Annotated in this window: 23 protein-coding genes; 13 read left to right on the top strand and 10 right to left on the bottom strand. The window is 44.2% G+C overall.

Annotated features, from left to right (window positions below; genetic code table 11):
• Positions 1-13 precede the first annotated feature (13 nt).
• Positions 14-895 carry a (2E,6E)-farnesyl diphosphate synthase gene (gene ispA, locus JMA39_RS10315; protein ID WP_202721798.1) on the bottom strand — a complete coding sequence of 294 codons (882 nt, stop codon included), beginning with the start codon at positions 893-895 and terminating at the stop codon, positions 14-16.
• The gene (xseB, locus tag JMA39_RS10310; protein ID WP_202721797.1) at positions 896-1,135 is read right to left on the bottom strand and encodes an exodeoxyribonuclease VII small subunit; all 240 of its coding nucleotides are present in this window, start codon (positions 1,133-1,135) and stop codon (positions 896-898) included. It abuts the gene before it with no gap.
• A 442-nt stretch (positions 1,136-1,577) separates the two neighbouring features.
• Here xseB and pomA point away from each other — a divergent pair, with 442 nt between their 5' ends.
• The 3 genes from pomA to thiI all read left to right on the top strand — a co-directional run bounded on the left by pomA (position 1,578) and on the right by thiI (position 4,972).
• Positions 1,578-2,345: a flagellar motor protein PomA gene (gene pomA, locus JMA39_RS10305; protein ID WP_202721796.1), complete on the top strand. Its 768-nt coding sequence runs from the start codon at positions 1,578-1,580 to the stop codon at positions 2,343-2,345.
• A 4-nt stretch (positions 2,346-2,349) separates the two neighbouring features.
• Positions 2,350-3,318, top strand: coding sequence for a flagellar motor protein MotB (locus JMA39_RS10300; protein WP_202721795.1), 969 nt, complete (start codon positions 2,350-2,352; stop codon positions 3,316-3,318).
• 199 nt (positions 3,319-3,517) lie between these two features.
• Positions 3,518-4,972 (top strand): tRNA uracil 4-sulfurtransferase ThiI, encoded by a 1,455-nt coding sequence (gene thiI / locus JMA39_RS10295; RefSeq protein ID WP_202721794.1) that lies wholly within the window; start codon positions 3,518-3,520, stop codon positions 4,970-4,972.
• 151 nt (positions 4,973-5,123) lie between these two features.
• On the opposite strand, the gene JMA39_RS10290 is transcribed toward thiI, so the two are convergent.
• Positions 5,124-5,357 carry a hypothetical protein gene (locus JMA39_RS10290; RefSeq protein ID WP_202721793.1) on the bottom strand — a complete coding sequence of 78 codons (234 nt, stop codon included), beginning with the start codon at positions 5,355-5,357 and terminating at the stop codon, positions 5,124-5,126.
• Positions 5,358-5,538: 181 nt separating this feature from the next.
• On the opposite strand from JMA39_RS10290, the gene JMA39_RS10285 reads away from it, so the two are divergent.
• The 4 genes from JMA39_RS10285 (at position 5,539) to rlmM (ending at position 8,930) form a co-directional block, all read left to right on the top strand.
• A complete protein-coding gene (locus JMA39_RS10285) occupies positions 5,539-6,450 on the top strand; it encodes a transcriptional regulator GcvA (protein ID WP_202721792.1) in 912 nt (303 codons plus the stop codon).
• Entirely contained in the window at positions 6,431-7,141 is a 711-nt protein-coding gene (locus JMA39_RS10280; RefSeq protein ID WP_202721791.1) for an alpha/beta fold hydrolase, read from the top strand. Before JMA39_RS10285 ends, JMA39_RS10280 begins: the two co-directional genes overlap by 20 nt.
• Before the next feature lie 88 nt (positions 7,142-7,229).
• Positions 7,230-7,616, top strand: coding sequence for a DUF423 domain-containing protein (locus JMA39_RS10275; protein ID WP_202721790.1), 387 nt, complete (start codon positions 7,230-7,232; stop codon positions 7,614-7,616).
• A 231-nt stretch (positions 7,617-7,847) separates the two neighbouring features.
• Positions 7,848-8,930 carry a 23S rRNA (cytidine(2498)-2'-O)-methyltransferase RlmM gene (gene rlmM, locus JMA39_RS10270; protein ID WP_202721789.1) on the top strand — a complete coding sequence of 361 codons (1,083 nt, stop codon included), beginning with the start codon at positions 7,848-7,850 and terminating at the stop codon, positions 8,928-8,930.
• A 109-nt stretch (positions 8,931-9,039) separates the two neighbouring features.
• Here the strand turns inward: rlmM and JMA39_RS10265 are convergent, their stop codons facing one another.
• Positions 9,040-10,050, bottom strand: coding sequence for an isocitrate dehydrogenase (locus tag JMA39_RS10265; RefSeq protein ID WP_202721788.1), 1,011 nt, complete (start codon positions 10,048-10,050; stop codon positions 9,040-9,042).
• 252 nt (positions 10,051-10,302) lie between these two features.
• Between JMA39_RS10265 and JMA39_RS10260 the strand changes: the two genes are divergently transcribed.
• Both JMA39_RS10260 and JMA39_RS10255 read left to right on the top strand, forming a co-directional pair.
• Entirely contained in the window at positions 10,303-13,098 is a 2,796-nt protein-coding gene (locus JMA39_RS10260) for an alpha/beta hydrolase family protein (protein ID WP_202721787.1), read from the top strand.
• 292 nt (positions 13,099-13,390) lie between these two features.
• A complete protein-coding gene (locus JMA39_RS10255) occupies positions 13,391-13,615 on the top strand; it encodes a hypothetical protein (protein WP_202721786.1) in 225 nt (74 codons plus the stop codon).
• Positions 13,616-13,770: 155 nt separating this feature from the next.
• On the opposite strand, the gene JMA39_RS10250 is transcribed toward JMA39_RS10255, so the two are convergent.
• The 5 genes from JMA39_RS10250 to JMA39_RS10230 all read right to left on the bottom strand — a co-directional run bounded on the left by JMA39_RS10250 (position 13,771) and on the right by JMA39_RS10230 (position 20,457).
• Positions 13,771-14,157, bottom strand: a complete 387-nt coding sequence (locus JMA39_RS10250) for a DUF3192 domain-containing protein (protein ID WP_202721785.1) — start codon at positions 14,155-14,157, stop codon at positions 13,771-13,773.
• 105 nt (positions 14,158-14,262) lie between these two features.
• Entirely contained in the window at positions 14,263-15,033 is a 771-nt protein-coding gene (gene xni, locus JMA39_RS10245; RefSeq protein WP_202721784.1) for a flap endonuclease Xni, read from the bottom strand.
• A gap of 139 nt (positions 15,034-15,172) precedes the next feature.
• On the bottom strand, positions 15,173-16,525 hold the full coding sequence (gene ppnN, locus JMA39_RS10240; RefSeq protein ID WP_202721783.1) for a nucleotide 5'-monophosphate nucleosidase PpnN: 1,353 nt from the start codon (positions 16,523-16,525) through the stop codon (positions 15,173-15,175).
• 76 nt (positions 16,526-16,601) lie between these two features.
• The gene (locus JMA39_RS10235; protein WP_202721782.1) at positions 16,602-18,158 is read right to left on the bottom strand and encodes a GGDEF domain-containing protein; all 1,557 of its coding nucleotides are present in this window, start codon (positions 18,156-18,158) and stop codon (positions 16,602-16,604) included.
• 118 nt (positions 18,159-18,276) lie between these two features.
• Positions 18,277-20,457 carry a tetratricopeptide repeat protein gene (locus JMA39_RS10230; RefSeq protein WP_237732762.1) on the bottom strand — a complete coding sequence of 727 codons (2,181 nt, stop codon included), beginning with the start codon at positions 20,455-20,457 and terminating at the stop codon, positions 18,277-18,279.
• Between the two features lie 124 nt (positions 20,458-20,581).
• On the opposite strand from JMA39_RS10230, the gene JMA39_RS10225 reads away from it, so the two are divergent.
• Positions 20,582-22,387, top strand: coding sequence for a M61 family metallopeptidase (locus JMA39_RS10225; protein WP_202721781.1), 1,806 nt, complete (start codon positions 20,582-20,584; stop codon positions 22,385-22,387).
• Between the two features lie 48 nt (positions 22,388-22,435).
• Here the strand turns inward: JMA39_RS10225 and rdgC are convergent, their stop codons facing one another.
• Entirely contained in the window at positions 22,436-23,347 is a 912-nt protein-coding gene (gene rdgC, locus JMA39_RS10220) for a recombination-associated protein RdgC (protein WP_202721780.1), read from the bottom strand.
• Between the two features lie 290 nt (positions 23,348-23,637).
• Here rdgC and JMA39_RS10215 point away from each other — a divergent pair, with 290 nt between their 5' ends.
• The 3 genes from JMA39_RS10215 to phoR all read left to right on the top strand — a co-directional run bounded on the left by JMA39_RS10215 (position 23,638) and on the right by phoR (position 26,885).
• The gene (locus JMA39_RS10215; protein WP_202721779.1) at positions 23,638-24,588 is read left to right on the top strand and encodes a porin; all 951 of its coding nucleotides are present in this window, start codon (positions 23,638-23,640) and stop codon (positions 24,586-24,588) included.
• A gap of 227 nt (positions 24,589-24,815) precedes the next feature.
• A complete protein-coding gene (phoB, locus tag JMA39_RS10210) occupies positions 24,816-25,505 on the top strand; it encodes a phosphate regulon transcriptional regulator PhoB (RefSeq protein WP_202721778.1) in 690 nt (229 codons plus the stop codon).
• A 69-nt stretch (positions 25,506-25,574) separates the two neighbouring features.
• Positions 25,575-26,885: a phosphate regulon sensor histidine kinase PhoR gene (gene phoR / locus JMA39_RS10205; RefSeq protein ID WP_202721777.1), complete on the top strand. Its 1,311-nt coding sequence runs from the start codon at positions 25,575-25,577 to the stop codon at positions 26,883-26,885.
• The last annotated feature ends 14 nt before the right edge of the window (positions 26,886-26,899 follow it).

Genomic DNA, 26,899 nt, shown 5'->3' with positions numbered 1-26,899 from the left:
CTTTGTCTCTTTATTATACTCTTCGCTCAACGATATAACGGGCGAATTCTGCAATTAGCTGGCTATTGTATGGTAATTTGGCCAGCGCTGATAGTGCGTCCTCAATCAAACTGCTAGCAGTTTTTTGGGCGCCCTCTAATCCAAGCAACTTTGGATAGGTGCTTTTGTTTGAATCTGTATCTGAACCTTGCGGTTTTCCGAGCTCTTCGGTGCTCGCGATAATATCGAGCACATCGTCTTGTACCTGAAAGGCGAGGCCGATAGCATCGGCAAAGTCGAGTAGGGCTTGACGCTCTTGTCCCTCTACTTTTGCGGCAATAATGGCAAACTCCACCGCACAGCGAATAAGCGCACCGGTTTTTAATTTGTGTAACTGTATTAGGGTGGCGAGTTCGATCTGCTTATTGGTGGCACTTAAGTCCATCGCCTGACCACCGCACATACCACTATACCCAGAGGCGTTGGCTAAGGCTTTAACCATTGCTAAATTCTGTGATGGAGTGATGTTTTCAATCGGATCACTGATAATTTCGAAGGCAAGTGCCTGCAGTGCGTCACCAGCTAATATCGCTGTCGCTTCGTCAAAAGCGATATGCACCGTAGGTTGACCGCGGCGCAGCGCATCGTCATCCATGGCGGGTAAGTCGTCATGAATAAGCGAGTAAGCATGAATACATTCAACGGCTGCAGCACAAGAGTCTAAGGTTGAAAGTTTTACGCCTAACATATCGCCGATAGCATAAACCAGAAAGGGTCTAATTCGTTTTCCGCCGATTAAGGCACCATGTTTCATGGCTGCCTTTAACCGCGGTTCGATATCGGCGAGCGAGTCGATGCGTAATTCAAGTTGTTGATTGATACGCTCTTGGTACTGTTTCAGTGACGCTACTAACAATTACTCACCCTCAACATCATAAGGTTTAAGGGTGTCGACACCCTCATCTTGCATTAGCACCGCGACTTTTTGTTGGGCATTTTCTAACTTGCTCTGACTATTGCGCACAAGTTTAATTCCGCGCTCGAATTGCTTTAATGCATCATCGAGAGCGATGTCGCCATGCTCTAAATCGGTTACGATTTTTTCTAGCTCGGAAAGTGAATCTTCAAATGAGAGATTTTCTGGTTTTTTTGCCACGATGATCATTCCTAGAAATAAGCGGTACACAAAGTATATCAGCAGGGCACATGGGTCAAATTGAGCCGTTGACTATTTGCGCAAAAGCACGCTTTAAATCGCAAACATGCTTTTAAAGTAAGTAAAACATCCATGAGTTAACAGTGCTGACCTACGGCCAAACAGTTAGGGGATTGGCGACTTCCTGCAAGCGAAGGCGTATTTTAGCGGAAAATGAGCAAGAATTGCTGGAAATATCACTCAAGAGATTATCATTTTGGTCGTTATATAAGTTGGAATGCCAAAAAATAGCGGCTAATGGCATGTTTCGTGTCTTGGCACTTGCCGTAGCATCTAAGGCGTAATATTGTCGCTACTTATTTTTATTCTCAGCATTTTATGTAGCACTTGGTATTCGAGACAGTCGATAAACAGTGTATTGATTGGTATTTGAGGAGCGGTTTTGGATTTAGCAACCCTAATTGGACTTATTGGCGCATTTGTCTTCATTATCATGGCAATGGTCAGTAGTGGTGGCATTGGTATTTTTATCAATGTGCCCTCGATTCTCATTGTTTTAATCGGCTCATTATTTGTGGTTATGATGAAATATAACCTCAAACAGTTTTTAGGCTCCGCTAAAATTGCTGCTAAGGCTTTTATTTTCAAGTTAGATAAACCAGAAGATCTTATCGAACAATCCATCTCTATGGCCGATGCTGCGCGTAAGGGGGGGTTCCTCGCATTGGAAGAGGCGGAGATCAGTAACAGCTTTATGCAAAAAGCGGTCGACATGCTGGTGGATGGCCACGATGGGGATGTGGTCAGAGACGCGTTAGAGAAAGATATCGCCCTGACCGAGGAGCGACATAAAACAGGTATCGGTATTTTTAAGTCTATTGGTGATGTGGCGCCAGCGATGGGAATGATCGGTACCCTAATCGGTCTTGTCGGCATGCTATCGAACATGGATGATCCTAAGTCTATTGGCCCTGCGATGGCGGTTGCACTATTAACGACCTTATATGGGGCAGTGGTTGCCAATATGGTCGCACTACCGATTGCCGATAAGCTATCCCTTAGAATGAGTGAGGAGATGTTAAACCGTAACCTTATTATGGATGCGGTGTTGGCGATTCAAGATGGCCAGAATCCAAGAGTGATTGAAGGCTTTTTGAAAAATTACCTATCTGAAAAATCAAGAAAAATAGACACCTTGGACGGGGCGTAAACAGATGGCTAAAAAAGCCAAATGTGATTGTCCGCCACCCGGTGCGCCGCTTTGGTTGGCAACCTTCGCAGACTTGATGTCACTGTTGATGTGTTTCTTCGTACTGCTGCTCGCGTTTTCAGAAATGGATGTGATGAAGTTTAAGCAGATTGCTGGCTCGATGAAATACGCTTTCGGTGTGCAGAATAAGGTTGAAGTTAAAGATATCCCTAAAGGCACTTCGGTGATTGCCCTTGAATTTAGACCGGGCCGGCCAGAGCCGACGCCGATTGAGATCATCAACCAGCAAACTAACGAGATGACAGAGCCTATGCTCGAGTTTCAAGAGGGCGAAGATGATAGTGCTGGCGGTATTCAGCAGCAACGGGGCGAACAGCGCGGTGGCCAAGCATCGGCGACGGCACAGGAGCAGAGTGAGGCTGAAGCTAAGGCTGAAAATGCGGCTCAATCGGATACGCAATCCACAAAAACTCAAGCCTCTGCTCAAGATGAAATTAATGAGCAAGTGAAGAAGATGGCTCAGGAGCTCAATAAAGAGATCGTCGATGGTGCCATCGAGATAGAGTCTCTTGGGCAACAGATTATCATCCGGATTCGAGAAAAAGGCGCTTTTGCTTCGGGTTCTGGTTTCTTGCAACCTAGGTTTAAACCTGTGGTACGCCGCGTCGGTGAACTGCTTAAAGATGTGCCAGGAATTGTTACTGTGTCGGGGCATACCGACGACTGGAATATCTCTAATGAGCTTTATAGCTCTAATTGGGATCTATCGAGCAAGCGTGCAGTGGCTGTTGGTCATGAACTGATTAAAGTGAAGGGCTTTGATCCGAATCGGATGAAGGTGGTGGGAATGGCGTCATCGGATCCGTTAGTGGAGAACAACTCCAGCGCGAATCGCGCGCGAAATCGCCGAGTAGAGATTGCGATAGAGCAGGGCAAAGCTAAAGAATCTCATGAGATCCAAGTGAGTCAGTAGCCATATTTTATCCCGATAAAAGCACTTAATTGAGGCAACTTGATTAGGTGTTTTTGTTTTTAAGGCTTAAGTGATGCATTTGGGCGCTAGAATAATTGATTTTTTATGGTGACAAACTGACATTGGATATACGCAATTAGCCTGCGTTCTTGTTATAATCGGAAAATTGCTGTTTAAACTACCCCCTCGCGGAAGACCAATGAAATTTATCGTAAAACTGTTTCCTGAAATCATGATGAAGAGCAAGCCGGTAAGAATGCGTTTTACCAAGATGCTCGAGACCAATATTCGTAATGTACTTAAAAAGGTGGATGAGTCCGCTAAAGTACAGCGTCAGTGGGACAAGATCATGGTGATGGTGCCAGATGATAGGCCTGATCTGGTCGAAGCCTTTGGTGAGCGTTTAGCCTGTATTCCTGGTATCGCTCATGTACTACAAGTTAACGTGAGTACTTTCACTTCAGTAGATGATATCTACCAGCAGACGTTAGCTGTTTATAAAGAGCAACTTGTAGGCAAGACCTTCTGTGTACGTGTTAAGCGCGCCGGTAAACATGACTTTAACTCTATTGAAGTTGAGCGTTATGTGGGTGGTGGATTGAATCAATTCACTGAAGCGGCAGGTGTACGCTTAAAAGATCCTGATATGACTGTGCATCTAGAGATTGATAATGACAATCTTTATCTTATCGACAAGCGTATCGAAGGCCTAGGCGGCTTCCCTATGGCGACTCAGGAAGATGTTTTGTCATTGATTTCTGGCGGCTTTGACTCTGGCGTGTCGAGTTACCAGTTCATTAAGCGTGGATCTCGTACTCACTACTGCTTCTTTAACTTAGGTGGCGACCAACACGAAATCGGTGTTAAGCAGGTGGCTTATCACTTGTGGCAGAAGTACGGTGAATCACATAAGGTTAAGTTTATCTCTGTACCGTTCGATCCTGTGGTACAAGAAATTCTAGAGCGCGTCGATAACGGCCAGATGGGCGTGGTATTGAAGCGTATGATGATGCGTGCAGCAGCTAGAGTGGCTCACAAGTTGGGTATTCAAGCTTTGGTGACTGGCGAGGCGATGGGGCAGGTTTCTAGCCAAACCTTAACCAATTTAAATGTCATCGACCGCTGTACTGAACAGCTAATCTTACGTCCTTTGATTGCAATGGATAAGCAAGACATCATCAATATTAGCCGTCAAATCGGTACTGAAGACTTTGCCAAGTCAATTCCTGAGTATTGTGGCGTGATTTCTCAAAAGCCAACGGTAAAGGCGGTATTGTCAAAAGTTGAAGCCGAAGAAGCGAAGTTTTCTGAAGATCTGCTCGATCGTGTGATCGCAGATGCAGAAGTTATCGATATTAGGGAGATTGCTACGCAGATGGATACCAAAATTACCGCAACAGAAACAGTCGATGCGATTAGTGCTGGTGAGATCATCATTGACGTCCGTGCACCGGAAGAGGAGGAGAAGTCTCCACTTGAGATCGAAGGTGTCGAAGTGAAGGCGATTCCTTTCTATAAGTTAGCGACACAGTTTGGTGATCTTGATAAAGAGAAGAACTATCTTCTCTATTGTGACCGTGGCGTCATGAGCAAACTACAGGCTCTTTATTTACAAGAGCAAGGTTATAACAATGTTAAGGTTTACCGTCCTTAAACTGCGTTTTTGAGCGCTTGTTTGGGCTTAAACGACAAAGGCGACCAATATTGGTCGCCTTTTTGTTGCTTTACTATTCTAGCTTGTCATTAATAGATACAAAAAAACCACCTCTAATAAGGTGGTTTTAACGTTGAAGAACTAGGCTAAACTAGTCGGCTAGTAATACTTGGGCCGTGGCTTCTTCGCTCTTCTTTAGTTCATCAGTCGCTAACATGGTATCTAGCTCAGCAGTAAGTTGAGTCTGCATTAACTCCATGCTTTCTGCTAGGTTAGCTGTTAATGTGGCTTCAACATCTTTGGTGTTGATAGAGATCTCATCAGCACTAACACTGGCTGACGCACCGAGGATTACGATAACAAATACAGATTTTAGGTTTAACATACGCGGTAGCCTCCAGGCTAGTATTCGGGTTGTTAGACACTCCCCAATTACGTCGTAGAGGCTGTCCAACTAGTATCATTTCGTTGGGGCAAATTCTGAACGAAAGTACTAGCCTTAACAAACGATAAAATGTAACAATAGCCATTAGAAAAACTAATTAAAAACCGGGATCTGGATCACTATGGCAAGACGATTACCTCCCCTGAATGCGGTGAAGGCATTTGAGGCAGCAGCTAGGCATTTGAGCTTCACTCGAGCGGCAGAAGAGTTGTTTGTTACCCAGGCCGCCGTGAGTCACCAAATCAAGGCATTAGAAGAGTATCTAGGATTAAAATTATTTAGACGTAAGAACCGCTCATTACTGCTAACTGAGGAGGGGCAAAGCTACTTTCTCGACATCAAAGATATTTTCACTCAACTTGCCGATGCTACCGATAGATTATTAGCTCGAAGTGCTATCGGCTCCCTTACTGTAGCGACTTCTCCGAGCTTTGCTATTCAGTGGTTGGTACCGCGTTTGGCTAAGTTTAGTGAGAAAAATCCCGAGATCGATGTGCGAATTAAGGCGGTAGATGATGAAGATGGTTCGCTGACCGATGACGTCGATGTTGCTATCTACTATGGTATGGGGAACTGGTCTGGAATGCGAGCTGATAAGCTCAGAAATGAGGTATTAATTCCTGTCTGTTCGCCTCTATTATTAAGCGGTCCTAAGCCATTAGAAAAACCCAGTGATTTGAAAAATCATACTCTATTACATGACTCTAGCCGTCAAGATTGGCAGGCTTGGTTTAGGCAGTGTGGAATTACTGATATTAATGTGAACCAGGGGCCAATATTTAGTCATTCCTCGTTAGTGCTTCAAGCTGCCGCTCATGGTCAAGGTGTGGCGCTAGGCTACAGTGTACTGGCAAGACCCGATATTAAGGCGGGCCGTCTAATCTGCCCTTTCCCCGAAGTTTTAGTCAGTAAAAATGCATATTACTTGGTGTGCCAACAAAGCCATGCCGATATTGGTAAAGTCGCGGCCTTTAGAGAGTGGATGCTAGATATGTTCGAAGAGGAGACTCGCAGTGAGCTGCTTACAGGATAAATTAAAGCAAGCCTATCTAGACGGTAAGTTAGCTGCGGCCGTTGCCGAGTTAAAGCAAGAAGAATTAGCTTTCGATGCGCAGCAATACCTTGTTGACTGCGTCGATAAAGACTGCGACACCTTGATTATACTGGCCCATGGTGCGGGTGCGAATATGTGTCATGAGTTTATGGCTGATATGGCAAATGCCCTGAGTGTGGATGCCACCGTGGTGCGTTTTAATTTTCCCTACATGCGCGCCAATGCCATCGATGGTAAGCGTCGTCCGCCAGACAGGGCGCCTAAGTTAATTGCCGATTATGCACTGCAGCTTAGTATTCTTAAACAGCAGTTTAAGCCGAAGAAAGTCTATTTGGTGGGCAAGTCTATGGGCGGTCGAATGTCGGCTATTTTGGCCGAAAGCCTAAAGGTTGATGGTGTCGTCTGCCTTGGGTACCCCTTTATTCCGCTCAGTGGTGGGGAGCCGCGTTTAGAGCCGATCGAGAAGTGTTTGGTGCCGCTGATGGTGATCCAAGGTGAGCGAGATAAGTTTGGTCATAAGGGGTTAGTTGATACTTGGCCTGTGATGAAAAGCGTACAACTACATTGGTTAACCGATGGCGATCATAGTTTTAAGCCTAGGAAGTCGTCAGGGGCAACCTTAGAGGCTAATCTAGGTCAGGCTGTCTCACTTATCAAAGACTTTATTTAACAGTCATCATAACGAGAGACGATACAGTTATTTGTATGGCTAATTTTCTATCTGTCGGCAGGTGAGCCGATAGATTGTTGGAGGATAAATGCGTAATGGATTTTTGCTGCTAGCAGCATTGAGTGGTTTTATTGCCGTCGCATTAGGTGCGTTTGGTGCCCATGGATTGAAGAATGTGGCACCGCCAGAGCTCATTGCCATCTTTAATTTAGGCGTTGAGTATCAGTTTTACCATACGTTCGCACTGATTGCGGTGGCGTTATCTGGCCACTGGTTAAAGTCACGACTACTGGACTGGGCTGGCTATCTGTTTATCACGGGTATGGTGCTGTTTTCAGGATCTTTATACCTCTATGCATTGATAGGCGCTAAATGGACCGGTCCTGTCACCCCTATGGGGGGCGTCTGCTTGCTGTTAGGTTGGTTATTTATTGCCGTCGCAGTTTGGCGTAATCGTGTTAAAGAGCTCGATTAAGCTTATAGCGGTTGGCATCAGCAATCTGAGACTAAGCGGTGAATATTAAATTTTAGACAGTACACAGCTAAGCTTGAACAGTGTAAAATAGCGGGCAACAACTTTGTTGGCCGCTTTTTTATATCAATATTTCAATAGCGCAGACCGTTTTTAGCGCTATGCTTTGAAGCAATTGTGCCATTTTAATTATTGGTACTTTGATTGATATTATTTTTATCTTCAGGAAATTCAATGATAAACCTATTTTTATTTTGCCGTGCTGGTTATGAGAAAGATTGCGCAGCAGAGATCCAAGTGCGCGCGGCTGAGCTCGATATTGGTGGATTTGTAAAAACCAACACCAACGATGCTTATGTGATTTTTCAATGCTTCCAAGCCGGTGATGCAGAGGTCTTAGCTAAAAATATCAGTCTGGACTCACTTATTTTTGCCAGACAAATGTTTGCGGCCAAGGAACTACTCAAAGGCCTGCCTGAGCAAGATAGAATTAGTCCGATTGTTGAAGCATTAGCTCAAGTACATAAAGCTGGTGAGTTACGGGTTGAGACGCCTGATACTAACGAAGCGAAAGAGCTATCTAACTTCTGTCGTAAGTTTACTGTGCCGCTAAGACAGGCTTTAAAGAAGTCGGGCACCTTGTTAGAGAAAGAAAATAGCAAGCGTCCGATTATTCATGTCTGCTTCGTTGCTTCGGGTCAAGCCTATGTCGGTTACTCGTTAAGTAACAATAGCTCGCCATATTTTATGGGGATCCCAAGACTTAAGATCGCAGCCGATGCCCCGAGTCGCTCGACTTTAAAACTTGATGAAGCCTTTATCCACTTTATCCCTAAAGAAGAGCAAGAAACGCGTCTTAGCAGTGGCATGAAGGCTGTGGATCTAGGTGCATGTCCAGGTGGCTGGACCTATCAGCTAGTGAGACGCGGCATGTTTGTCGCCGCTGTTGATAATGGCCCTATGGATCAAGGCCTAATGGATACTGGGCAGGTAAAGCACTACCAAGCCGACGGCTTTAGATTCGAACCACCAAGAAAGAACATCACCTGGCTTGTGTGTGACATGATTGAAAAGCCATCTCGTGTGGCAGAGTTGATCGAAGCGTGGGCGATTAATGGCTGGTTTAAAGAAGCTATCTTTAACTTAAAGCTACCAATGAAAGCACGTTATAAAGAAGTATCGACCATTTTAGCGACCATGGATGAGATCTTAAAAGAGAACGGCGTCGATGATTTCTCTATTGCCGCTAAGCATCTTTACCATGACCGCGATGAAGTGACCGTTCACCTTTGTCTGAGACCGACTCAGCCTTGGTAATCGCTTAATCATGCTTCAGATAACTATTTAGCTGATAGCGAATAGATATAAAAAGGCCCCATGTGAAAACATGGGGCCTTTTAGTTTTAATACCGCTGATTAAAGCGGATTAAGATAGACGTTCAATCACAGCTTGAGTGAAATCAGTTGTTCCGTGAGTACCACCTAGATCGCGTGTGGTGCGATCACCATCTTCAATCACAGCAGTAATCGCTGCGCGAATTAGTTCGGCTTTATCTGACATGCCTAAGTATTCAAGCATTTGAATCGATGCAAGAACAACAGAGGTTGGGTTTGCTAGGTTCTTACCAGCGATATCTGGCGCACTACCGTGCACTGCTTCAAAGATTGCTGCATCGCTACCAATGTTAGCACCAGGTGCCATACCTAGGCCGCCAACGAGGCCAGCACAAAGATCCGAAAGGATGTCACCAAATAGGTTTGTGGTTACAATCACATCGAAATTTTCTGGGTTCATCACCAGCTTCATGCATGTTGCGTCAACAATCATCTCTTCGGTAGTGATGTCTGGGTAACGCTGACTCACTTCACGAGCGACTTTTAAAAATAGCCCAGATGTTGACTTCATGATGTTAGCTTTATGGACGATAGTGACCTTTTTACGACCTTCCTTACGGGCAAGCTCATAAGCAAATGTGGTGATTTGCTCTGCGCCTTGGCGAGTGATGATACTGGTCGCTTCAGCTGTCGTGCCGTCATCAGAGACGGTTTGCCCTAGTCCTGAATACATACCTTCAGTGTTTTCACGAACGGTGATGATATCAATATTGTCATAACGCGCCTGTGTACCTTTAAAAGACAGCACTGGGCGTACGTTTGCGTAAAGGCTAAATTGCTTACGTAGGCTTACGTTGATAGAGGTGAAGCCTTCACCTACTGGTGTCGTCAATGGGCCTTTTAGGGTGATACGGTTTTTTTCAATAAGCTCTAGGGTACGCTGAGGTAATAGTTCACCGTGCTTTTCTAGTGCAGTTAAACCTGCGTCTGCGAACTCATACTCAAAATCACAACCAGCTTTATCAAGAATTTTTAGAGCTGAGTCAATAATGCTTGGGCCAATCCCATCACCAGGGATAACGGTTATCGTTCTTTTTGTCATGGATAGTCCTACCGCGGTTAGGCGTTACTGCAATTGTCTGACCATGTCTAAGGACACGGCAACTTAGTTGGAATTATTTTCTTTTTGCTCGATGTATTTTAAACACTTTTACACAACTTTCACAGGAAATAGTGAGCAATCTCACGTTTTTTTCTGTAGGGTAACTTGCATAAATAACTGCTTATGACGATGATTGATCGTTAGAAGGTTAAAAAGTCTACTTTAGTCTAATAATAAATAATGAGGAAGACCTTGAAGTCATTACCTATTACATCTTTATTGCTATTCTCGACAAGCTTGCTGTCAGCAAACTTGGTGGCGGCCAACAATAGCATCACTCCCGACGATATTATGCGATTCGAATCGCTTAAAAAGCCTGTTATTTCAGATGCTGGCAATATGCTGGCCGTTGAAGTCGCCCCGGATCGTGGCGATAGTCATGGCCTGGTAAAGAACCTCCTTGCCAATAAGCAGTTTAAGGTAAAAGGTGGTAGCAAGCCAAAAATTAGCCAAGATGGCCGTTTTGTGGCGTTTGTCGATGAAGTCCCGTTACTGGACTCAGAGAAAGCCAGTAAGAAAGCCAAGAAGAAACTTAAGTCTGGCTTGGTTTTGTTAGATACCTCAACGGGAGAAGAGATACGCTATGAGCGCGTAAAATCCTTTGAGTTCAATGATAAAGGGACTCATTTAGCTATTTGGTTTGAAGCTGAAGAACCCCAAAAAGATGAAAAACCAGCAGATAATGGGCAAAGCGTTAAAAGTGATATAAAAGTCGATAAAGAGGATAAGGGGACTAAAGTCGAGCTTGTTTCTCTTAAGAGCCTGAAATCAATTACCTTTAAAGATGTTACCGCGCTTAGTTTCGATAAGTCAGGGTTAAATTTTGCATTGGCGATAAATAACATCGAAACCAATAAGCATGAATTAAGGCGAGTTAAACTGGCCGATAATAGCGCTTCAATTGTCCATAGTTTAAAACAGCAGCAGTTCGGTTCGATTGCGTTATCGAATGATGGTCAGTATTTAGCTTTTACCTATGGTGATGCCAAGGTTGCACCTTTTGGTCGTGAATATGAACTGGCGCTTTTGAGTCTTGAAAATAATCAGCTTGTTGAAACGCCTAAGTCACCAGATTGGACACTGAATCGTTACGCACAGCTTCGCTTTTCCGATGACAGTCAACGTTTGTTCTTTGGCCGTGTTCCCCAAGTTGCCCAACAATTAGAACTGGCTAAATATGAGCAGCAGGATGATCTATTTAATAAAGATATTATTACCTCAAACCGTGCGCTCAGAGTATGGCATGGTGAGGATCCTCGCATTAAATCCCATGAAGTAAAGCAGTATAAAAAAGAGGTTAAACGAACCTATTTAGCGGTACTGCACGTTAAGGGGAATAACTTAGTACAGCTTGCAGACTTGGAGGTACCTGATGTTGAGGTGAAGCAACAGCAGCGCTATGCACTGGCAAGTTCAGATCTACCATACCGAAAGATGATCACTTGGGCCGGGTTTTATCGTGACTTCTATCTTGTTGATCTCAACACTGGACAGAAGATCCCACTGCTAACCCAGCAGAGCAGCTCAGAAGAGCCTAATTTGTCTCCGGGTGAAAAGTTTGTGTCCTATTACTTGCATGGAAATGTGTTCCTGTATGAGATAGCTCAAGATAGACGCACCAATATCACTAAAGACTTAGGTGTTTCTTTTGCAGATGAAGATCATGACTACCCATCAAATGCACCAAGTTATGGCTTTGGTCCTTGGATCCGTGATGATGCAGGTTTTTTGATTTACGATAAATATGATATTTGGCAGGTTAATCCCCTATCTAATGACACATTTAAGCTGACAGCAGGTCAGGGACGTAAGCAGCAGATCCAATATCGAGTGACGGGCTTGGTTCAAGATAAAGAATACCCAAGTGTTCTAGCAAATGATGATAAAGTTTTGCTTCATGGCTATAACGATAATACTAAGGGCGATGGTTTTTATCAGGTGCAGATCGGCGTTGCGGGAGTGACTCCTTTATTGGAGGGGGACTATAAACTTAAGTTACTGGCCCGCAGTAAAGATGCACAAACAATAGTGTATTCTAAAGAGCAGTACGATCAGTTCCCCGATCTTTACACCGCCTCTGTGGATGCACCGCAAAACGCAGCACGCCAAACTCACTTAGATAAGCAGCGTGACGCTTTTAACTGGGGACAGTCTGAGCTAGTTCAGTGGACTAATGGCGATGGTAAGCTCCTTGATGGTGTATTGATCAAGCCAACCAATTATGTCGAAGGTCAGCGTTATCCTGTACTTGTCTATTTTTACCGCTTTATGAGTGACAGATTGCACGCCTTCCCACAGATGAAAATTAACCATAGGCCGAATTTTGCTTGGTACGCCGATAACGGATACGCCATTTTCTTGCCCGATATTCGTTTTGAAGTGGGTTATCCTGGAGAGACCTCTGTTCAAGCATTGACCTCTGGCGTACAGCATCTGATTGATATTGGGGTTGCCGATCCACAAGCTGTGGGTATTCAGGGCCATTCTTGGGGCGGATATCAAACGGCTTTCGCGGTAACAAAAACCAATATCTTTAAAGCTGCTGTCACAGGTGCTCCAGTGTCTAATATGACCAGTGCTTATAGCGGTATTCGTCATGGCAGTGGCCTTGCGAGACAGTTCCAATATGAAACAGGCCAGAGCCGTATTGGTGAAAGCTTGTTTAAATCACCACAGAAATATATTGAGAACTCACCAGTATTTTATGCTGAGCGGATCAAGACACCTATGATGATCATGTTTGGTGATAAAGATGATGCGGTGCCTTGGGAGCAAGGGGTTGAGTTGTATCTCGCTATGCGCCGTGCGGGCAAGGATGTGGTGTTCTTGCAGTATCAAGATGAACCACATCATCTTAAGAAGTACCCTAATAAGCTAGATTACAGTATTCGCATGATGGAATACTTCGATCATTACCTAAAGGGCTTGCCTGCGCCTAAGTGGTTGAGTGAAGGTGAAGCTTATACCGAATATAAAAAGGCCGATTAAATAAGATTGTTAACTGTTAAATTGCCGAGGTTCTTTACCTCGGCATTTTTTTGCCTAATGAAGTAGGGCGCTTGGCTGAGCAACGAGGTTGCGTTGACAGCAAGGTCGTGTGGCTGGTGTCGAATATTAGACTTCTGCTAAATAGCTGTTTTAATCTTAATCAGTTATGATGATTGTTGTGCCTAGCAGGAATATCGCTAGGTGCATCTTTATCTTGTTGGAAGGAGCATATTGTCGGTATCGTAACAGATAAAATGACGATTTAGTTTTGATTCATACTCAAGGAAGGTATATGAATAAGTCCAAGGTGATAACGTTAGTTACTGTGATGTTGTTAGGCTGGTCCGCTATAGTCACTGCAAAAGCTCCGCTTGAAGGTGAGCCTGATTGGGAGGCGAGAAAAAGAGCGGGTGATAAAGGTGAGATTAAACCAACTGAGGAGCAGCGTTTGTTAGCCGAATTAGCTAAACGAGAACAGGCGGAAAAAGAGCTTCAGAAGGAACTACAGGATAACTAATCTAGCTAGAAACAAGAGCTAAAAATATTAGCTCAGAATGAGTGCAGGTTACCCATTCTAATTTCAAAAAGCAGCATCGAGATGCTGCTTTTTTGTTTTCTACCACCCAAGTCTAAGTAGGCTTTATTGAGTAGTGACTCAATCTTGATGATGGTTTAGCTATCAATCTGGCTGGCAAGATATTGGTTATACGTATCTTCACCCCAAGCGATGAGCACTCCCTGCTTAAACAGTAACGGAGTACACTCCTCCTTTGAGGTTTCACCATCTGAGGTAACATGATGAGTTCGATAGAAAAGTACCTGTAACTGTTGCTCATTTGAGATTTTAGCTTCGGTAAAATCGGCTTTACCAAACAGGGATTTTATCTCAGCGATACTTTGGCCTATGGTGATTTCGGTCATCATTGCTTTGTTGTAGGCTTGCCTATCTTCCCATTTCATCTCATCGGGGCTGGGATCGTAAGTGAGCATTATTACGGCGACGAAAGCAACGTAAGCGACGAAAATACTGATGATAATAACGGGGAGTTTAGATTTCATCCTAGCAACGGCTCCTTCATGCGGCTCTTTCAATTAGCTTAAGATACTACGTGAACGTACAACGGTAAACGCTAGGATGACAACTTTATGTTAACAAATGTAAGTTTAAGCGGGATCCGATTTCTCGATTCTAAACTGTTTCAAGTTTGCGCATAAAGGCATATCGGTTTTTAGTTGAACCAATTTGTAACTTAGGCGCGCCATCTGTTTTCCCTCTTCAAGTTTTTTGGCTTGTTTAGAGCCCACCTTGTCGATGGAGTTATAGATGTTTGCTAGAGAGCGATAAATTCTGAGTAACTCAACCGCTGATTTTGGTCCGATACCGGGAACTCCCGGAATTTTATTACCACTATCACCCGCTAATGCCAAGTAGTCTATTAATTGAGTGCGTTCAATCCCAAGCTTTTTCTCCATCTCCTCAATTGTCAGATAGGTTTGATTAAAGTGATCCCATTGCTTGATATTGGGGTGATTTAATTGGCTGAAGCCTTTATCGGTTGAGACGATAATCGCTTCGCCATCGATGTTGACAAGCTTTGTGGCTAAGGTCGCTATCACATCATCAGCTTCAGATTCTGCATCAATAGAGTGAATGTGGTGCTCTGCTAGATAAGTTTTGATGTCATTAAGGCCATTAGCTAATGCTTCTGGCATAGGCTTGCGGCCTTTTTTGTAATCTTCATAGAGGACTTTACGCCACGAGATAGCATCGCCGTCCCAGACGATAGTTGCATGTGTTGGGGCATGGAACTTTAGTAGCTTGCGACAGGCACCATTGACACGCTCCTTTAACCCAGTGACATCAGACTCATTGGGCTGTGCGGCGTGGATCCGGCGCACCAAGTTCATACCATCGATAATAAGCAGTTTATTCATTTAATCACTTTTACTATATGACTTTCTTTTATAACAGGGAAAGTACTCGCTTACCTGTAACATCTGACTCATTGGACTGTGCGGCGTGGATCCGCCGCACTAAGTTCATAGCATGGAAATAAGCAGTTTATCCATTTAACTACTTTATAACTTTGTAGCAGGGAATGTATTCACTTCCCGGTAATTTCATTCGCTGTTGGGAAACAAAGGCACCTAATAGGTCGTCCATTAGCGTCATAAGCTCAGGATCACCTTTAAGCTCGAAGGGGCCATAGGTTTCAATCGCTTTAATGGTATCCATTTTGACATTACCTGCGACAATCCCTGAAAACGCTTTACGCAGGTTTGCCGCAAGCTCGGCCTTATTAGCTTGAGAGTACAGGTCTAAGTTACTCATCACCTCATGGGTTGGCTCAAAAGGAAGCTGGAACTCAGGCTCAATTTTTAACGACCACTGGTATTGATAAGAGTCGCCATTTTCTCTACGGAAAGTTTTGATCTCCTCCATAGCCTGTTTCTGTATTCGAGCGACCTTTACCGGATCATCAATCACGATTTGATACTTGCTCTGTGCTTCCTCACCTAGGGTTGCGCCAATAAACTCATCGATGCGCAGAAAATACTCTTCACTCTCTTTAGGGCCTGTAAGCACTAACGGGAATGGGATATCGCGGTTATCCTTATTGAGTAGAATACCCAGCAGGTAAAGTAACTCTTCGGCTGTTCCTGCGCCGCCTGGGAAAATAATGATGCCGTGGCCGAGCCTCACAAAGGCCTCTAAGCGTTTTTCAATATCAGGCAGAATGACCAGTTCGTTGACGATCTGGTTAGGTGGCTCTGCGGCAATAATACTCGGTTCAGTTAGACCAATATAACGAGCGTGGTTCACTCGTTGTTTTGCGTGACCAATAGCTGCACCTTTCATCGGCCCTTCCATAGCGCCGGGTCCACAGCCTGTGCAGATATCGAGTTTACGTAAGCCTAACTCGTAACCCACTTCACGGGTATATTGATACTCGACGGGGTTGATGCTGTGTCCGCCCCAGCAAACGACAATATTTGGGTCGAGCATCGGCATCGAGCGCGCATTGCGTAAGATATCGAATACGACGTTAGTGATGTGGCTCGCATTCGTGAGATTGATATGCTTAAGGTTATCGTACTTATCGTTGATATAGACGATATCCCTCAATACCGCAAAGAGATGCTCTTGGATCCCCGCGATGATTTCACCGTCCACGAAAGCTTCTTCCGGTGGATTGGTTAACTCGATTTTAATGCCACGCTCTCGGCGTAACACATTAACATTAAAATCACTAAATTGGTTGAAGAGCCCCTCGGCATTATCGCTTTTAAGGCCTGATGCGAGTACGGCGAGTGAGCAGTTGCGGTAGAGCTGATAAAGCTCACTTTTGGCGTTTTGTTTTAACCGATCAACTTCCAGTTGTGAAAGCTGATCTAGGCTTCCTCTAGGACTTATTTTTACTATCATAGCAACTCCTTAAGCAGTGATGAGTAAGCTATCCCAAAAAGAGAGGTGTAACGGGCGTTAACACAAGGGGAGAAGCTTAGAAGTCTATGATGACCCTATCTCTGCTTTCGTTTTTGGCTTTATATAGTGCTGCGTCGGCTCGGTCGAACGTTTCAGTGATAAGCTCATTTTCAATTATTTGCGCAGCACCTATAGACACTGTAACTGTAATTCGCTGATTTTTAAACTTAAACGGTATACTTTTTATCTTTTCTCTCACTCGGTTAAGTAGAGGGAGGATATCACTCTCGGCAACATCGGGTAGCAAAAGGACAAACTCTTCACCGCCATAACGTGCCACAAACTCTGATTCGCGTAACGAATTTTTTAGAGCCATAGCAATGACTTGCAGTGTTTTATCTCCCGTGCTGTGACCGAAGCTATCATTAATGGTTTTGAAGTGATCAATATCGGCGACTGCCACCCATAATGGCTGCTTAGTGCGCTTGTGATTACGATACTCAATATCCATTCGCTCTTCTAATGCGCTGCGATTAGGCAATTGAGTGAGTGAGTCGAGTAGATTGAGTTTTTGCTGCTCAAACAAACGCTCCTTGTAAGACTCCGTCTCTTTTCCAAGTTCTTTAAGCTCCCGACGCAGAGTCTCTACTGACTGCTTCAGCTGAGCTTGCTCTCTATTTTCTAGTAGCTCTTTACGACTAAGAGACTTACGTAATGAGGCGAGGTGGGTCGTGATTTGGTTCTTTAGCTCGTTGATATCATCAACTTCTATCACGGTTTCTCCGACGTTATCGACTTGATGGTTGATATCGCGGTTGAGTTGCTTAGCAACCTGATAGTTTTTGATTGAGTGGCTATATGAGTCTGCGACGACCTCTTGTACGTTGCTCAAGGCATTATTGAGTACGTATAAAAATTCTTGCGATGCCGTCTTCTCTCGGGCGATATTATCCAGTAATAAGCCGAGTACTATCTGGTAGGCGTTGAGCAGAATGTTGAGTTCAAACTCTTCGGTGAGTTGTTGTTTGATTTCAGAAATTTGAATTCGCTGCTCTTTTCGAAACTCGATCTCAGAAAGTAGCTGTGCCAATTCATGAGCAGCCTGACGGTGGCGAGGTAACACCTCAAACTGATCACCTAAATTCAGTTTCTCTTGCAAGATAGCATCATAGAAGCCAATGATCTTCTCAACTTTGGGTATGTAATCCCAGTAGCTATGAAATGGCTTAAGCAGGTCTTTTTTGAAATAAGAGATCTCAAGTTTTAACTTGCTCGGTAGCGACTCCACTCTTTGGATTTGGCCGACTATATTCGATAATGATTTGCGACTATCTTCAAGTTGAAGCATGACATGGGCATATTGCTGCTTCAATGTCGCTTCGGCTTCATAAAGGGTTGGTAACGACTCTTCAACTTGACTAAAGCTTGCTAACTTATGTCGTAACTTTGCCAGTTTATTATCAAGCTCTAGACTTTGCCCTTTACAGGCTAGACTTAATTGGGCAATAAATTGCATGAGGATGCGCAGCTTTTCATTTTGCTCTTCGTTCATCTCTTCTAACGCCTGCTTTGCAGAGTAAAGTTTCTGCTGCAGTACACTAACTTGAGACGTACCTATGGCGGCATCCTTCATAGTTTTTATTTTTCCTATCAATTACGTAGTGTCGAAATATAGACTCTTTTTAGAGCTTATCTTATCAGTAGTGCTAAAAAAGAGATATTAACATCGTTATTCCCTAGCCTTCAAAGAGTTATATGGCTAATTTATCCTCATTAATGTCTATGTCTTGATGGCTCTTCCATCTGGGCCAAATGATCTTTTCCTTGTTGCCATTAGTGTCGACTTTAATGATCCCGCGTACGATACTTTTTTCGATATTAAGGTAAAGAGGGTTATTAAATATGCCTGCAGAGGCAAAATTGAGCATCTTCATTGTCACAAAGTAATCTTTATCGTTACCGAGTGTTCTGGCGGCATGAAGCATCATCTGTAGGCTACCATAGTGCTGTGCTGCGGTGAGTTTTATGGCGGGGTCAGCGAGTAATGGTAGGTGCAATATTCCCATATGTAGGCTTGTTTTCCCATGGTGGTTCGAGATGATATTCCTAAGCAGAGTGAGCAGGTGATTAGGCTCTATCGATTCATTAAAGCCGAGTAAAAACAGACCAGGGCGAATAACATAGGTGTGACAGTTTAAGCTGTTTTTAATCGCTAGAATTTGTTGTTTATTCATCTCGGAATTACACTCATAACCTTGAGAGATATCGGCGTTGAGTTGATCAGACAGTGAGATAAGTGCCATGGTTTTCATCGGGTTATTACTAGAGTTCGCATAGTCTTGTTTAAAAGCTAAGTAACCATGAAGCCGAGTAAAAGGCTCTAATAATTGAGTTTGCTGCAGCATTTTGGTTTCGATGCTGAGTTTGTTTTTATGTCGCCAAAGTTTGAGTAATATCAGCAGGGTTAAGCAAAGTGCAAATACACAAAAGATGGTCACCAATCGAGCGTTATTAAATTGCTCTATCTTAGTTTGTAACTCATTCTGTGCTTGGCTAAGACTGAGTTCGAGCTTTTGCTCGGCAATAATTGATTTTTGCTCATCAAATCCAGTTGATTGTGGTTGAATCAATTTGTTGAGGCTGTTTAACTTCTTCGCGCTGTTAAAGGCCTCTTCATACAAGCCAAGTGCTTCGAAGGCGTCAGTCTGTCTCGATATGGCTTCTTTAAGTTCTGCGTTCAGTTGTTTGGACTCGGCAATGTCTGCCGCCTTTGATGCGTAATCTAGCGACATCTCCCAGTTAGCGTCATTCGCTGCGACTTCTGAGATAAGCAGGTCATTATAAACGAGGTAGTGATTACTCTTTCTCGAAGTGAAGATCTCATTAGCTCGCTTAAGGTTTTCAAGAGCGCTGTGGGTATCACCAATTTTATAATAGGCTTCCCCTAAGTTATGCAGATTAAGTCCTAGACCGATATAGTTTCCAAGTTTTGACTCGATATGTTGCGCATTGAGGTGATAATCAATCGCTTTATACCACTGTCCTTGGTTGGCGTATATCATGGCGATAACCGTCATCGATGAAGAGACATAGTTTTCGTTACCGAGCTGGCTAAATGTTTCCGCTGCATTGTTAGCAGCGCTAAGGGCTTCCTCCCAAGATTCTAAGTCACGATAGATCCTAGCGAGCTGTAGCTCGATATGAGCACTCTGAGATGAACTCTTATCGCCTTGGGAGTATTTAGTCGCCTCGGTGTAGTGAGACAGGGATTTACCAAGCTGGTTTTGCTTATAAAAATACTTACCTAGCACGGACTCGGCATGCGCAATCAAATAGTCATTCTGAAGCTGTTTAGATAGTCTAGATAGCTCTTTTAAATGTAATAGTGCCGTTGTTTCCTCCCGCAAGATCATATGCATCATCCCAAGATGTTCCTGCAGGGTATAGCGCAAGATTAAACTTGTCTCATCCGTAGACATCTCCATGAGCGTTACTGCTTGTTGATACAAGGAGATGGCGCTGGTGTAATCTTGTTGGCTCCTACCAGCATGGCGTCCCTTGAGCATTAGCACATAGCTCTTATCGAAGGCACTATTGCTTATTAGTTCAAGTTGCTCGATGAGTCTTTTCGCTATGATGTAGCGGTCTTTATCTTTGTTATAAAGCTCCATCTTTAAGCGAGCCAATAGCTGAATATCACGCTTAAGTTCAGCTTGTGATAGTCGCTGGTTTTCGGCAAAACGATTAAATTCTGCTACAGAGCCGAAGTTTGGTAGAGAGGGCAGTGTTTTTGATAGAGAACGTTCGAGTGTTTTAGCGGCTTCTCGTATCTGCATCTCTGTAAGTTGTTCGTCTCTTGCTGCTGAATGAGCCTGATTGCTGAAAAAGGGCAGCAGTATGATGGTGAGTAGGGTAATGAAAGTGCGTATCAAAAGGCCATTCCTTATGCTTAATCGTTAAATTAAGAGGCTAATTTTTATAATTCTATTGGCTTAACTAAGTCTAATGTTATATTTTTCCGACTCAGGAAAACAATAATAACAGAAGGACGCGAGAGTGAAACCTGTAGTTCCCCTTATCTTAACTTTTAGTAGCTTAGCTTGTGCTAACGCCGTTGCCGATGTCGATTACAAGATTGATTTAACGAGTCCAGAACATCACTTAGCAAAAGTAGAGGTTAACTTTCCCGTAACGGAATCTGACTCTCTGGTCGTAAATTTACCCGTATGGCGTACGGGGAAGTATCAAGTCTTACCTTTAGCTGACGCGGTGAGAAAATTTACCGCAACCGATGATAGCGGTTCGCTATTGCCTTGGACGCGGACGGCAAGCGGAGAATGGACTGTCGCCCTATCGGAACCGACAAGTGTCACCGTGAACTATCAGTTATATGCCAATAAGTTGGGACAAAGAGTTAACCATATTGATGCATCTCATGCTTTTTTAGATGCCAGCGGCACATTTGTTTATAGCCCAGAATTTAGAGATGAACCGATCAGGGTGTCTCTCAAAGTGCCTAATAACTGGAACAGCTATTCGGGAATGGATAGAGGAGCAAAAGAGCACTCATTTGCGGCCGACAATTATGACATCTTGGTCGACTCACCGATTGAAACAGGGATCAGCGAGCACCGAGAGTTCAGCGCCGATGGTAGACAATATGAGTTAGTGGTTTGGGGGGAGGGTAATTACGATATCGATAAGATGGTTACCGATCTGACTAAGCTCAGTGGTCAAGCCGATGTGATTTGGGACGATTACCCATTTGAGCGTTATGTTTATATGGTTCATGCCACTAGTGGTGCAAGCGGCGCCACTGAACATCTGAATTCAACCATTATTCAGCGTCCACGTTTTAGCTATCGAGAGCGTAAAGATTATTTAGGTTTTATCAAAACCGCCTCCCATGAGTTTATTCATACCTGGAACGTTAAGGCTTATCGACCCGATGGCTTAGTGCCTTACAACTATCAAGATGAAGAGATAACCGAACTACTTTGGATTGCAGAGGGATCAACCAGTTATTTCCAGAGCCAGTTGCTGTTACGTGCTGGGGTGATGACGGCAAAAGAGTTTTTTGAAGATTTAGCAAGAAGAGTGGCGCAGAGTGAGAAAACGCCGGGCAGGGAGATCCAATCAATTGCCAGTGCCAGTGCAAACCAGTGGGCCAGCAGCGGCGGCGACTATGCGGTCAATCACAGCACTAATATCTATTCAGAAGGTTATCTAACTTCTTTAGCGTTAGATTTTTCACTGCTTGAAGAAACCAAGCTGAAACGTTCATATCGTGATGTGCACCGTAAACTCTATAATGACTATCGCATTCCAGCGGGCTACACCATTGCCGATGTGAAGGGGATCTTAGATGAGGTTTCTGGTACGAGCTATGAGGCGTGGTGGCAGCAATATATCAACTCGCCAGTTAGCCTAAATTTTAACGCGCTTTTAGCGCAAGCGGGTCTGAAAACCACCTATGGCAAAGACGCAAAAATTGAGCCTTTCACCGGTGTCACATTAAAGTCTGGCTCATTAGTCCTGTCTCAAGTTCTGCGCAATGGTCCAGCTTGGAATGCGGGGATAGTACTAGGCGATGAAATCGTCGCGATCAATGGCCTTAAGGTGACGGCGAGTGGCTTTGAGTCGCGCATTAAAGACTTTAAGGCGGGAGACACGATAAAAGTGACGCTGTTTAGTAACGATAGATTGAAAGAGTTATCACTTGAGCTGGGTGAGCAGCAAAGCGGTAAGCTGTCGATTACCAGTGTCGATAAACCCAGTCGTGCACAAAAGGCCTTCTTTAAGGCGTGGTTAGGAGTAGATTGGCCATTCGATAAGCAGGGACAATTTAAGTCGGTGCAATAGCCATAAAAAAGGCGCCAAATGGCGCCTTTTTTGTTTTAGTTTATTAGGTTAGATACTGTCTTCTAGTCCACCGAGAGACTCTACGACAGCGTTGATCAGCGCAATCAACTCGCTGCTCATCAAGGCAAAGTCGGCATCGAGTTTCGCCATTGGGTCATCGTTACCTAAATCATCGTTGCCAGCTCTAAATTCTTCAGAGAACTTAAGGCGCTTAATAGCCGCATCAGATTGCAACAAGAAAGCAATTGACTGGCCGAAATGAAGTGCAAGCTTATGAACTTGTTTACCTACTTCGATATGCGCTAATACTTCATCTTCACTCAAGTCTTGTTGCTTGAAGCGAACGATACCGCCTTCATCTGAGTCACTCTTTAGCTCGGCTTCATCTTGCATCTCAAACGCAGCAGGTGTTTTGCCCTCTTTGAGCCATTCCGTCAGCTGAGTTTCAATTGGCGTTTTAAAACTCATAGGGATAATAGGCAAGGTACCAATCGCTTTACGTAGCAGAGCCATCAGTTCTTCAGATTTTGCCGCACTTGAGCTGTCGACAAGCACCATCTGGATCTCAGGTAAGATCAATGCACGAATTTGACTGCGACGAGAAAAAGCACGCGGTAATAGGGTGGTGGTAACCTCATCCTTTAGTGCGTCTTTCTCTTTTTTGGCTAGCTTACGATTCTCTTCGGCTTCGATTTGCGCCACTTTTTCTTCAACGGCTTCTTTGATCACCTGAGAAGGTAGGATTTTCTCCTCCTTCGTTGCGCAGATTAGATGTCTGTCACCGGCTGTGTGAATTAGCGTTTCACCATGCTTGCCCATCGCCTTAGAGAAACCAAATTTACTAATATCTTGGCTTGAGCAAGGAGAAAAGGTGAAGTCTTCCAGTGATTTTTCGAGAGAATCTGGGTCAACAGAAAAAGGCTTATTGAAGCGGTATACAGTTAAATTTTTAAACCACATAGATAAATGCTCAGTCAAAATTAAAGGCGCAGTGTAAGCCATTGTTCGATTCGGGTAAACCGCCTCGCAATCGATCAAGAATGATCAGAATGTCATATTTCATCAAAGTGTCATATTTCTCTAGTGCTCGCTTAAAGCCATATTGGCTCTGGGCTCGCGTCTACCTCTGTCCTCAAGTTGGCCAATCAGACCTTAATTAACGATTTACTGAAATAAAAGTGCAACAAAGGGGCTGCATTATGGCGCTCGTCCAAACCAATAACCAAGACGAATAACGTCAAAAGGATTAAATGATGAACGTTTTTTGTAAAACTCTACTGGCTTCTGCTCTTGCGACAGCAACACTGTCTTCTGCTCACGCTGCTGATCCGCTAACGGTTTATGGCAAGCTAAATGTGACTGCTCAGTCAAATGATGTAAATGATGAATCGACAACAACGATTCAATCTAATGCTTCTCGTTTTGGTGTTAAAGGTGCTTTCGAATTAAGCAGCTCTCTAGAGGCGTTTTATACTATTGAGTATGAAGTCGATACCGGAGATGACGTAAAAGAAAATTTTAAGGCTCGCAACCAGTTTGTAGGCTTAAAAGGCAACTTTGGTGCCTTCTCTGTTGGTCGTAACGACACAATGCTAAAAGTCTCGCAAGGTAAAGTCGATCAGTTTAACGATCTATCTGGTGACTTGAAAAACTTGTTTAAAGGTGAGAACCGTATCGAACAAACTGCCACTTATATCACTCCCTCTTTCAGTGGCTTTAAAGTGGGTGTGACCTATGCCGCAGAAGGTGCGAGCTCACAGTATAAGCAAGACGGTTTCAGCGTTGCGGCTATGTATGGTGACGCAAAACTCAAGCAATCACCAATCTATGCCTCTGTTGCCTATGATGCAGATGTGAAAGGCTACGAAGTCGTTCGTGCAACCGTTCAAGGTAAAATTGCTGGTCTTAAGTTAGGTGGTATGTATCAGCAGCAGGAAGAGACTTATGAGAAAGACGGTTCGCCTACGGTTGGCGGCGAAAGTAAGACGGGTTACCTAGTCAGCGCGGCATACCAAATTGATGCGGTTGTATTAAAAGCTCAGTTCCAAGATATGGAAGATAAAGGTGATTCATGGTCCGTTGGTGGCGACTACAAACTAGGTAAGCCAACTAAGCTGTTCGCTTTCTACACCAATCGTTCATTCGAAAATGTTGATAATGATGATAGCTACTTCGGTGTGGGTCTAGAACATAAGTTCTAAATCAACCACTGTTGTGAAAAGGGGCCTAGGGCCCTTTTTTACTTTAATGCTAAAACATGAGGTTGGCTTTATTTAAAGGTTCTAAGCCGCTATATAAAGATAAGCTAAAGATAATATTTATGACCCAAATGCACTTGAATATGGCAAAATATCTTGGTGTTTAATATTACTGTCATAAAAGTGACCAATAATAGCCAACGTAGACATTCACTGATAGAAGATCGAATATGACTGCAAGGATTTTGATAGTTGAAGACGAGTTAGCCATCCGCGAGATGTTAACTTTTGTTTTAGAACAACACGGCTTTACCACTGCTGCTGCAGAGGACTATGACTCGGCATTAGCGATGTTAACGGAGCCATACCCTGATCTTGTATTGCTTGATTGGATGTTCCCAGGTGGTAATGGCATCCAGTTAGCCAAGCGTTTACGCCAAGATGAGTTCACTCGTCATATTCCTATCATTATGCTGACGGCACGTGGTGAAGAGGAAGATAAAGTCAGAGGGCTAGAGGTTGGTGCGGATGACTTTATTACCAAACCGTTTTCCCCCAAAGAGTTGGTCGCTCGTATTAAGGCGGTTATGCGCCGTAGTGCACCGACATGCTTAGAAGAGCTCATCGATGTGCAGGGCTTGCAGCTCGATCCTGTGAGCCACCGAGTGTCTGTTGGAGAACAGGTACTCGATATGGGACCGACAGAATTTCGACTGCTGCATTTCTTCATGACACACCAAGAGCGTGTTTATAGCCGTGAACAGCTTCTCGATAATGTGTGGGGAACCAATGTCTATGTCGAAGACCGCACTGTCGATGTACACATTCGACGCTTACGTAAGGCGGTGACCCCTTCGGGCCATGATCGTCTGATCCAAACCGTCCGCGGTGCAGGCTATCGTTTCTCAACGAGACTTTAGCTTAACACTCCTTAGGCACAAGGACGCTTTTAGGCTATCTTGTGCTTAGTTCTCCCTTATGGTCGTTATATGTTTGATTCATATTCAGGGTACCGTTTAATTTCACGACTGGTGATCTATCTAACCTTATGTTTGATAGTTGGATTGCTATTTGGTGAAGTGCTTTTGTTCCTATTGTTGGGTTCGCTTTGCCTATTGCTATGGCACTATCGTCAGCTTTCTCGTTTAAATTTTTGGTTATGGCACGATCGTAGCCTGACTCCGCCTAACGGCAGTGGTAGCTGGGAGGCCGTGTTTAATGGCATCTATCGCTTACAGGGCAAGAATCGTAAGCGAGTCTCTCAGTTAGCATTTTTGCTGGGTAGATTTAGGCAGGGGGCCGAAGCGCTGCCCGATGCGGCGGTCGTGCTCGACTCTGATAATAATATTTTATGGTGTAACAAGCTGGCGCAGTTGCTGCTGGGATTTGTATGGCCGCAAGACAATGGCCAACGGATCGATAACCTCATTCGCCACCCTGACTTCTCAGCTTACCTGAAAAACAAAGATTATCATGAGCCCCTAGAGTTAGCCTCGCCACAATCGGATAGGCATATTCTTGAGATCCGTATCATGGCTTATGGCTCTGGGCAGCAATTACTGATTGCTCGAGACATTACTCGTGTACGCCAACTAGAGGGGATGCGAAAAGAGTTTGTTGCTAATGTATCACATGAGCTTAAGACTCCATTGACGGTATTGCAGGGCTATTTAGAGATGATGCAGTCGATGGCTGAGCCTGACTCCCCCAATGTGCGAGCCATGGATCAGATGCTGCAACAAACTACCCGTATGCGCTCTATGGTTGAGCAGCTGCTGGCTCTATCAAGAATCGAAGATGCCAGTGATGTGGATCTTGAAGTCAAAGTCAGTATGTCTCAAATGATGGATATTCTGCGTGATGAAGCCTTGGCGCTAGCACAAGATCAATACGAAGTGAGCTTTTACTGTGAGCCAGGACTGGACCTGTATGGTAATGAGTTACTGGTGCGCAGTGCCTGCTCCAACCTTATCTCAAATGCGATTCGTTACACAGAGCCCGGCGGTAACATAGAGATTAGTTGGCGAAAAGTTGCCTCTGGGGGCCTATTTAGCGTGAAAGATAACGGTGAAGGCGTTGCTCCGCAGCATATTGGCCGCTTAACCGAGCGCTTCTATCGGGTCGATAGCGCTCGTTCAAGGCAAAGTGGTGGTACAGGTTTGGGACTGGCTATAGCCAAGCATGCACTGAGTCATCACCAGAGTGAGCTTAATATTATGAGCCAGCTAGGTAAGGGCAGTACCTTCAGCTTTGTTATCCCGGCTAATTTGGTCGAGTTTACCAAGCAAGAGTTGGCTTAATCTCCTCCGCACAC

Source organism: Shewanella schlegeliana (assembly GCF_016765635.1).
GTDB classification, from domain to species: domain Bacteria; phylum Pseudomonadota; class Gammaproteobacteria; order Enterobacterales; family Shewanellaceae; genus Shewanella; species Shewanella schlegeliana.
The sequence above is the reverse complement of the archived record's forward strand: the minus strand, read 5'-3'. Positions and strand labels throughout refer to the sequence as shown.

What these genes read in the sequence shown, in the direction of transcription:
- JMA39_RS10300 (WP_202721795.1), top strand. Translation starts at nt 2,350, where the DNA reads ATGGCTAAAAAAGCCAAATGTGATTGTCCGCCACCCGGTGCGCCGCTT.
- thiI (WP_202721794.1), top strand. Translation starts at nt 3,518, where the DNA reads ATGAAATTTATCGTAAAACTGTTTCCTGAAATCATGATGAAGAGCAAG.
- JMA39_RS10290 (WP_202721793.1), bottom strand. Translation starts at nt 5,357, where the DNA reads ATGTTAAACCTAAAATCTGTATTTGTTATCGTAATCCTCGGTGCGTCA.
- JMA39_RS10285 (WP_202721792.1), top strand. Translation starts at nt 5,539, where the DNA reads ATGGCAAGACGATTACCTCCCCTGAATGCGGTGAAGGCATTTGAGGCA.
- JMA39_RS10275 (WP_202721790.1), top strand. Translation starts at nt 7,230, where the DNA reads ATGCGTAATGGATTTTTGCTGCTAGCAGCATTGAGTGGTTTTATTGCC.
- rlmM (WP_202721789.1), top strand. Translation starts at nt 7,848, where the DNA reads ATGATAAACCTATTTTTATTTTGCCGTGCTGGTTATGAGAAAGATTGC.
- JMA39_RS10265 (WP_202721788.1), bottom strand. Translation starts at nt 10,050, where the DNA reads ATGACAAAAAGAACGATAACCGTTATCCCTGGTGATGGGATTGGCCCA.
- JMA39_RS10255 (WP_202721786.1), top strand. Translation starts at nt 13,391, where the DNA reads ATGAATAAGTCCAAGGTGATAACGTTAGTTACTGTGATGTTGTTAGGC.
- JMA39_RS10250 (WP_202721785.1), bottom strand. Translation starts at nt 14,157, where the DNA reads ATGAAATCTAAACTCCCCGTTATTATCATCAGTATTTTCGTCGCTTAC.
- xni (WP_202721784.1), bottom strand. Translation starts at nt 15,033, where the DNA reads ATGAATAAACTGCTTATTATCGATGGTATGAACTTGGTGCGCCGGATC.
- ppnN (WP_202721783.1), bottom strand. Translation starts at nt 16,525, where the DNA reads ATGATAGTAAAAATAAGTCCTAGAGGAAGCCTAGATCAGCTTTCACAA.
- JMA39_RS10235 (WP_202721782.1), bottom strand. Translation starts at nt 18,158, where the DNA reads ATGAAGGATGCCGCCATAGGTACGTCTCAAGTTAGTGTACTGCAGCAG.
- rdgC (WP_202721780.1), bottom strand. Translation starts at nt 23,347, where the DNA reads ATGTGGTTTAAAAATTTAACTGTATACCGCTTCAATAAGCCTTTTTCT.
- JMA39_RS10215 (WP_202721779.1), top strand. Translation starts at nt 23,638, where the DNA reads ATGATGAACGTTTTTTGTAAAACTCTACTGGCTTCTGCTCTTGCGACA.
- phoB (WP_202721778.1), top strand. Translation starts at nt 24,816, where the DNA reads ATGACTGCAAGGATTTTGATAGTTGAAGACGAGTTAGCCATCCGCGAG.
- phoR (WP_202721777.1), top strand. Translation starts at nt 25,575, where the DNA reads ATGTTTGATTCATATTCAGGGTACCGTTTAATTTCACGACTGGTGATC.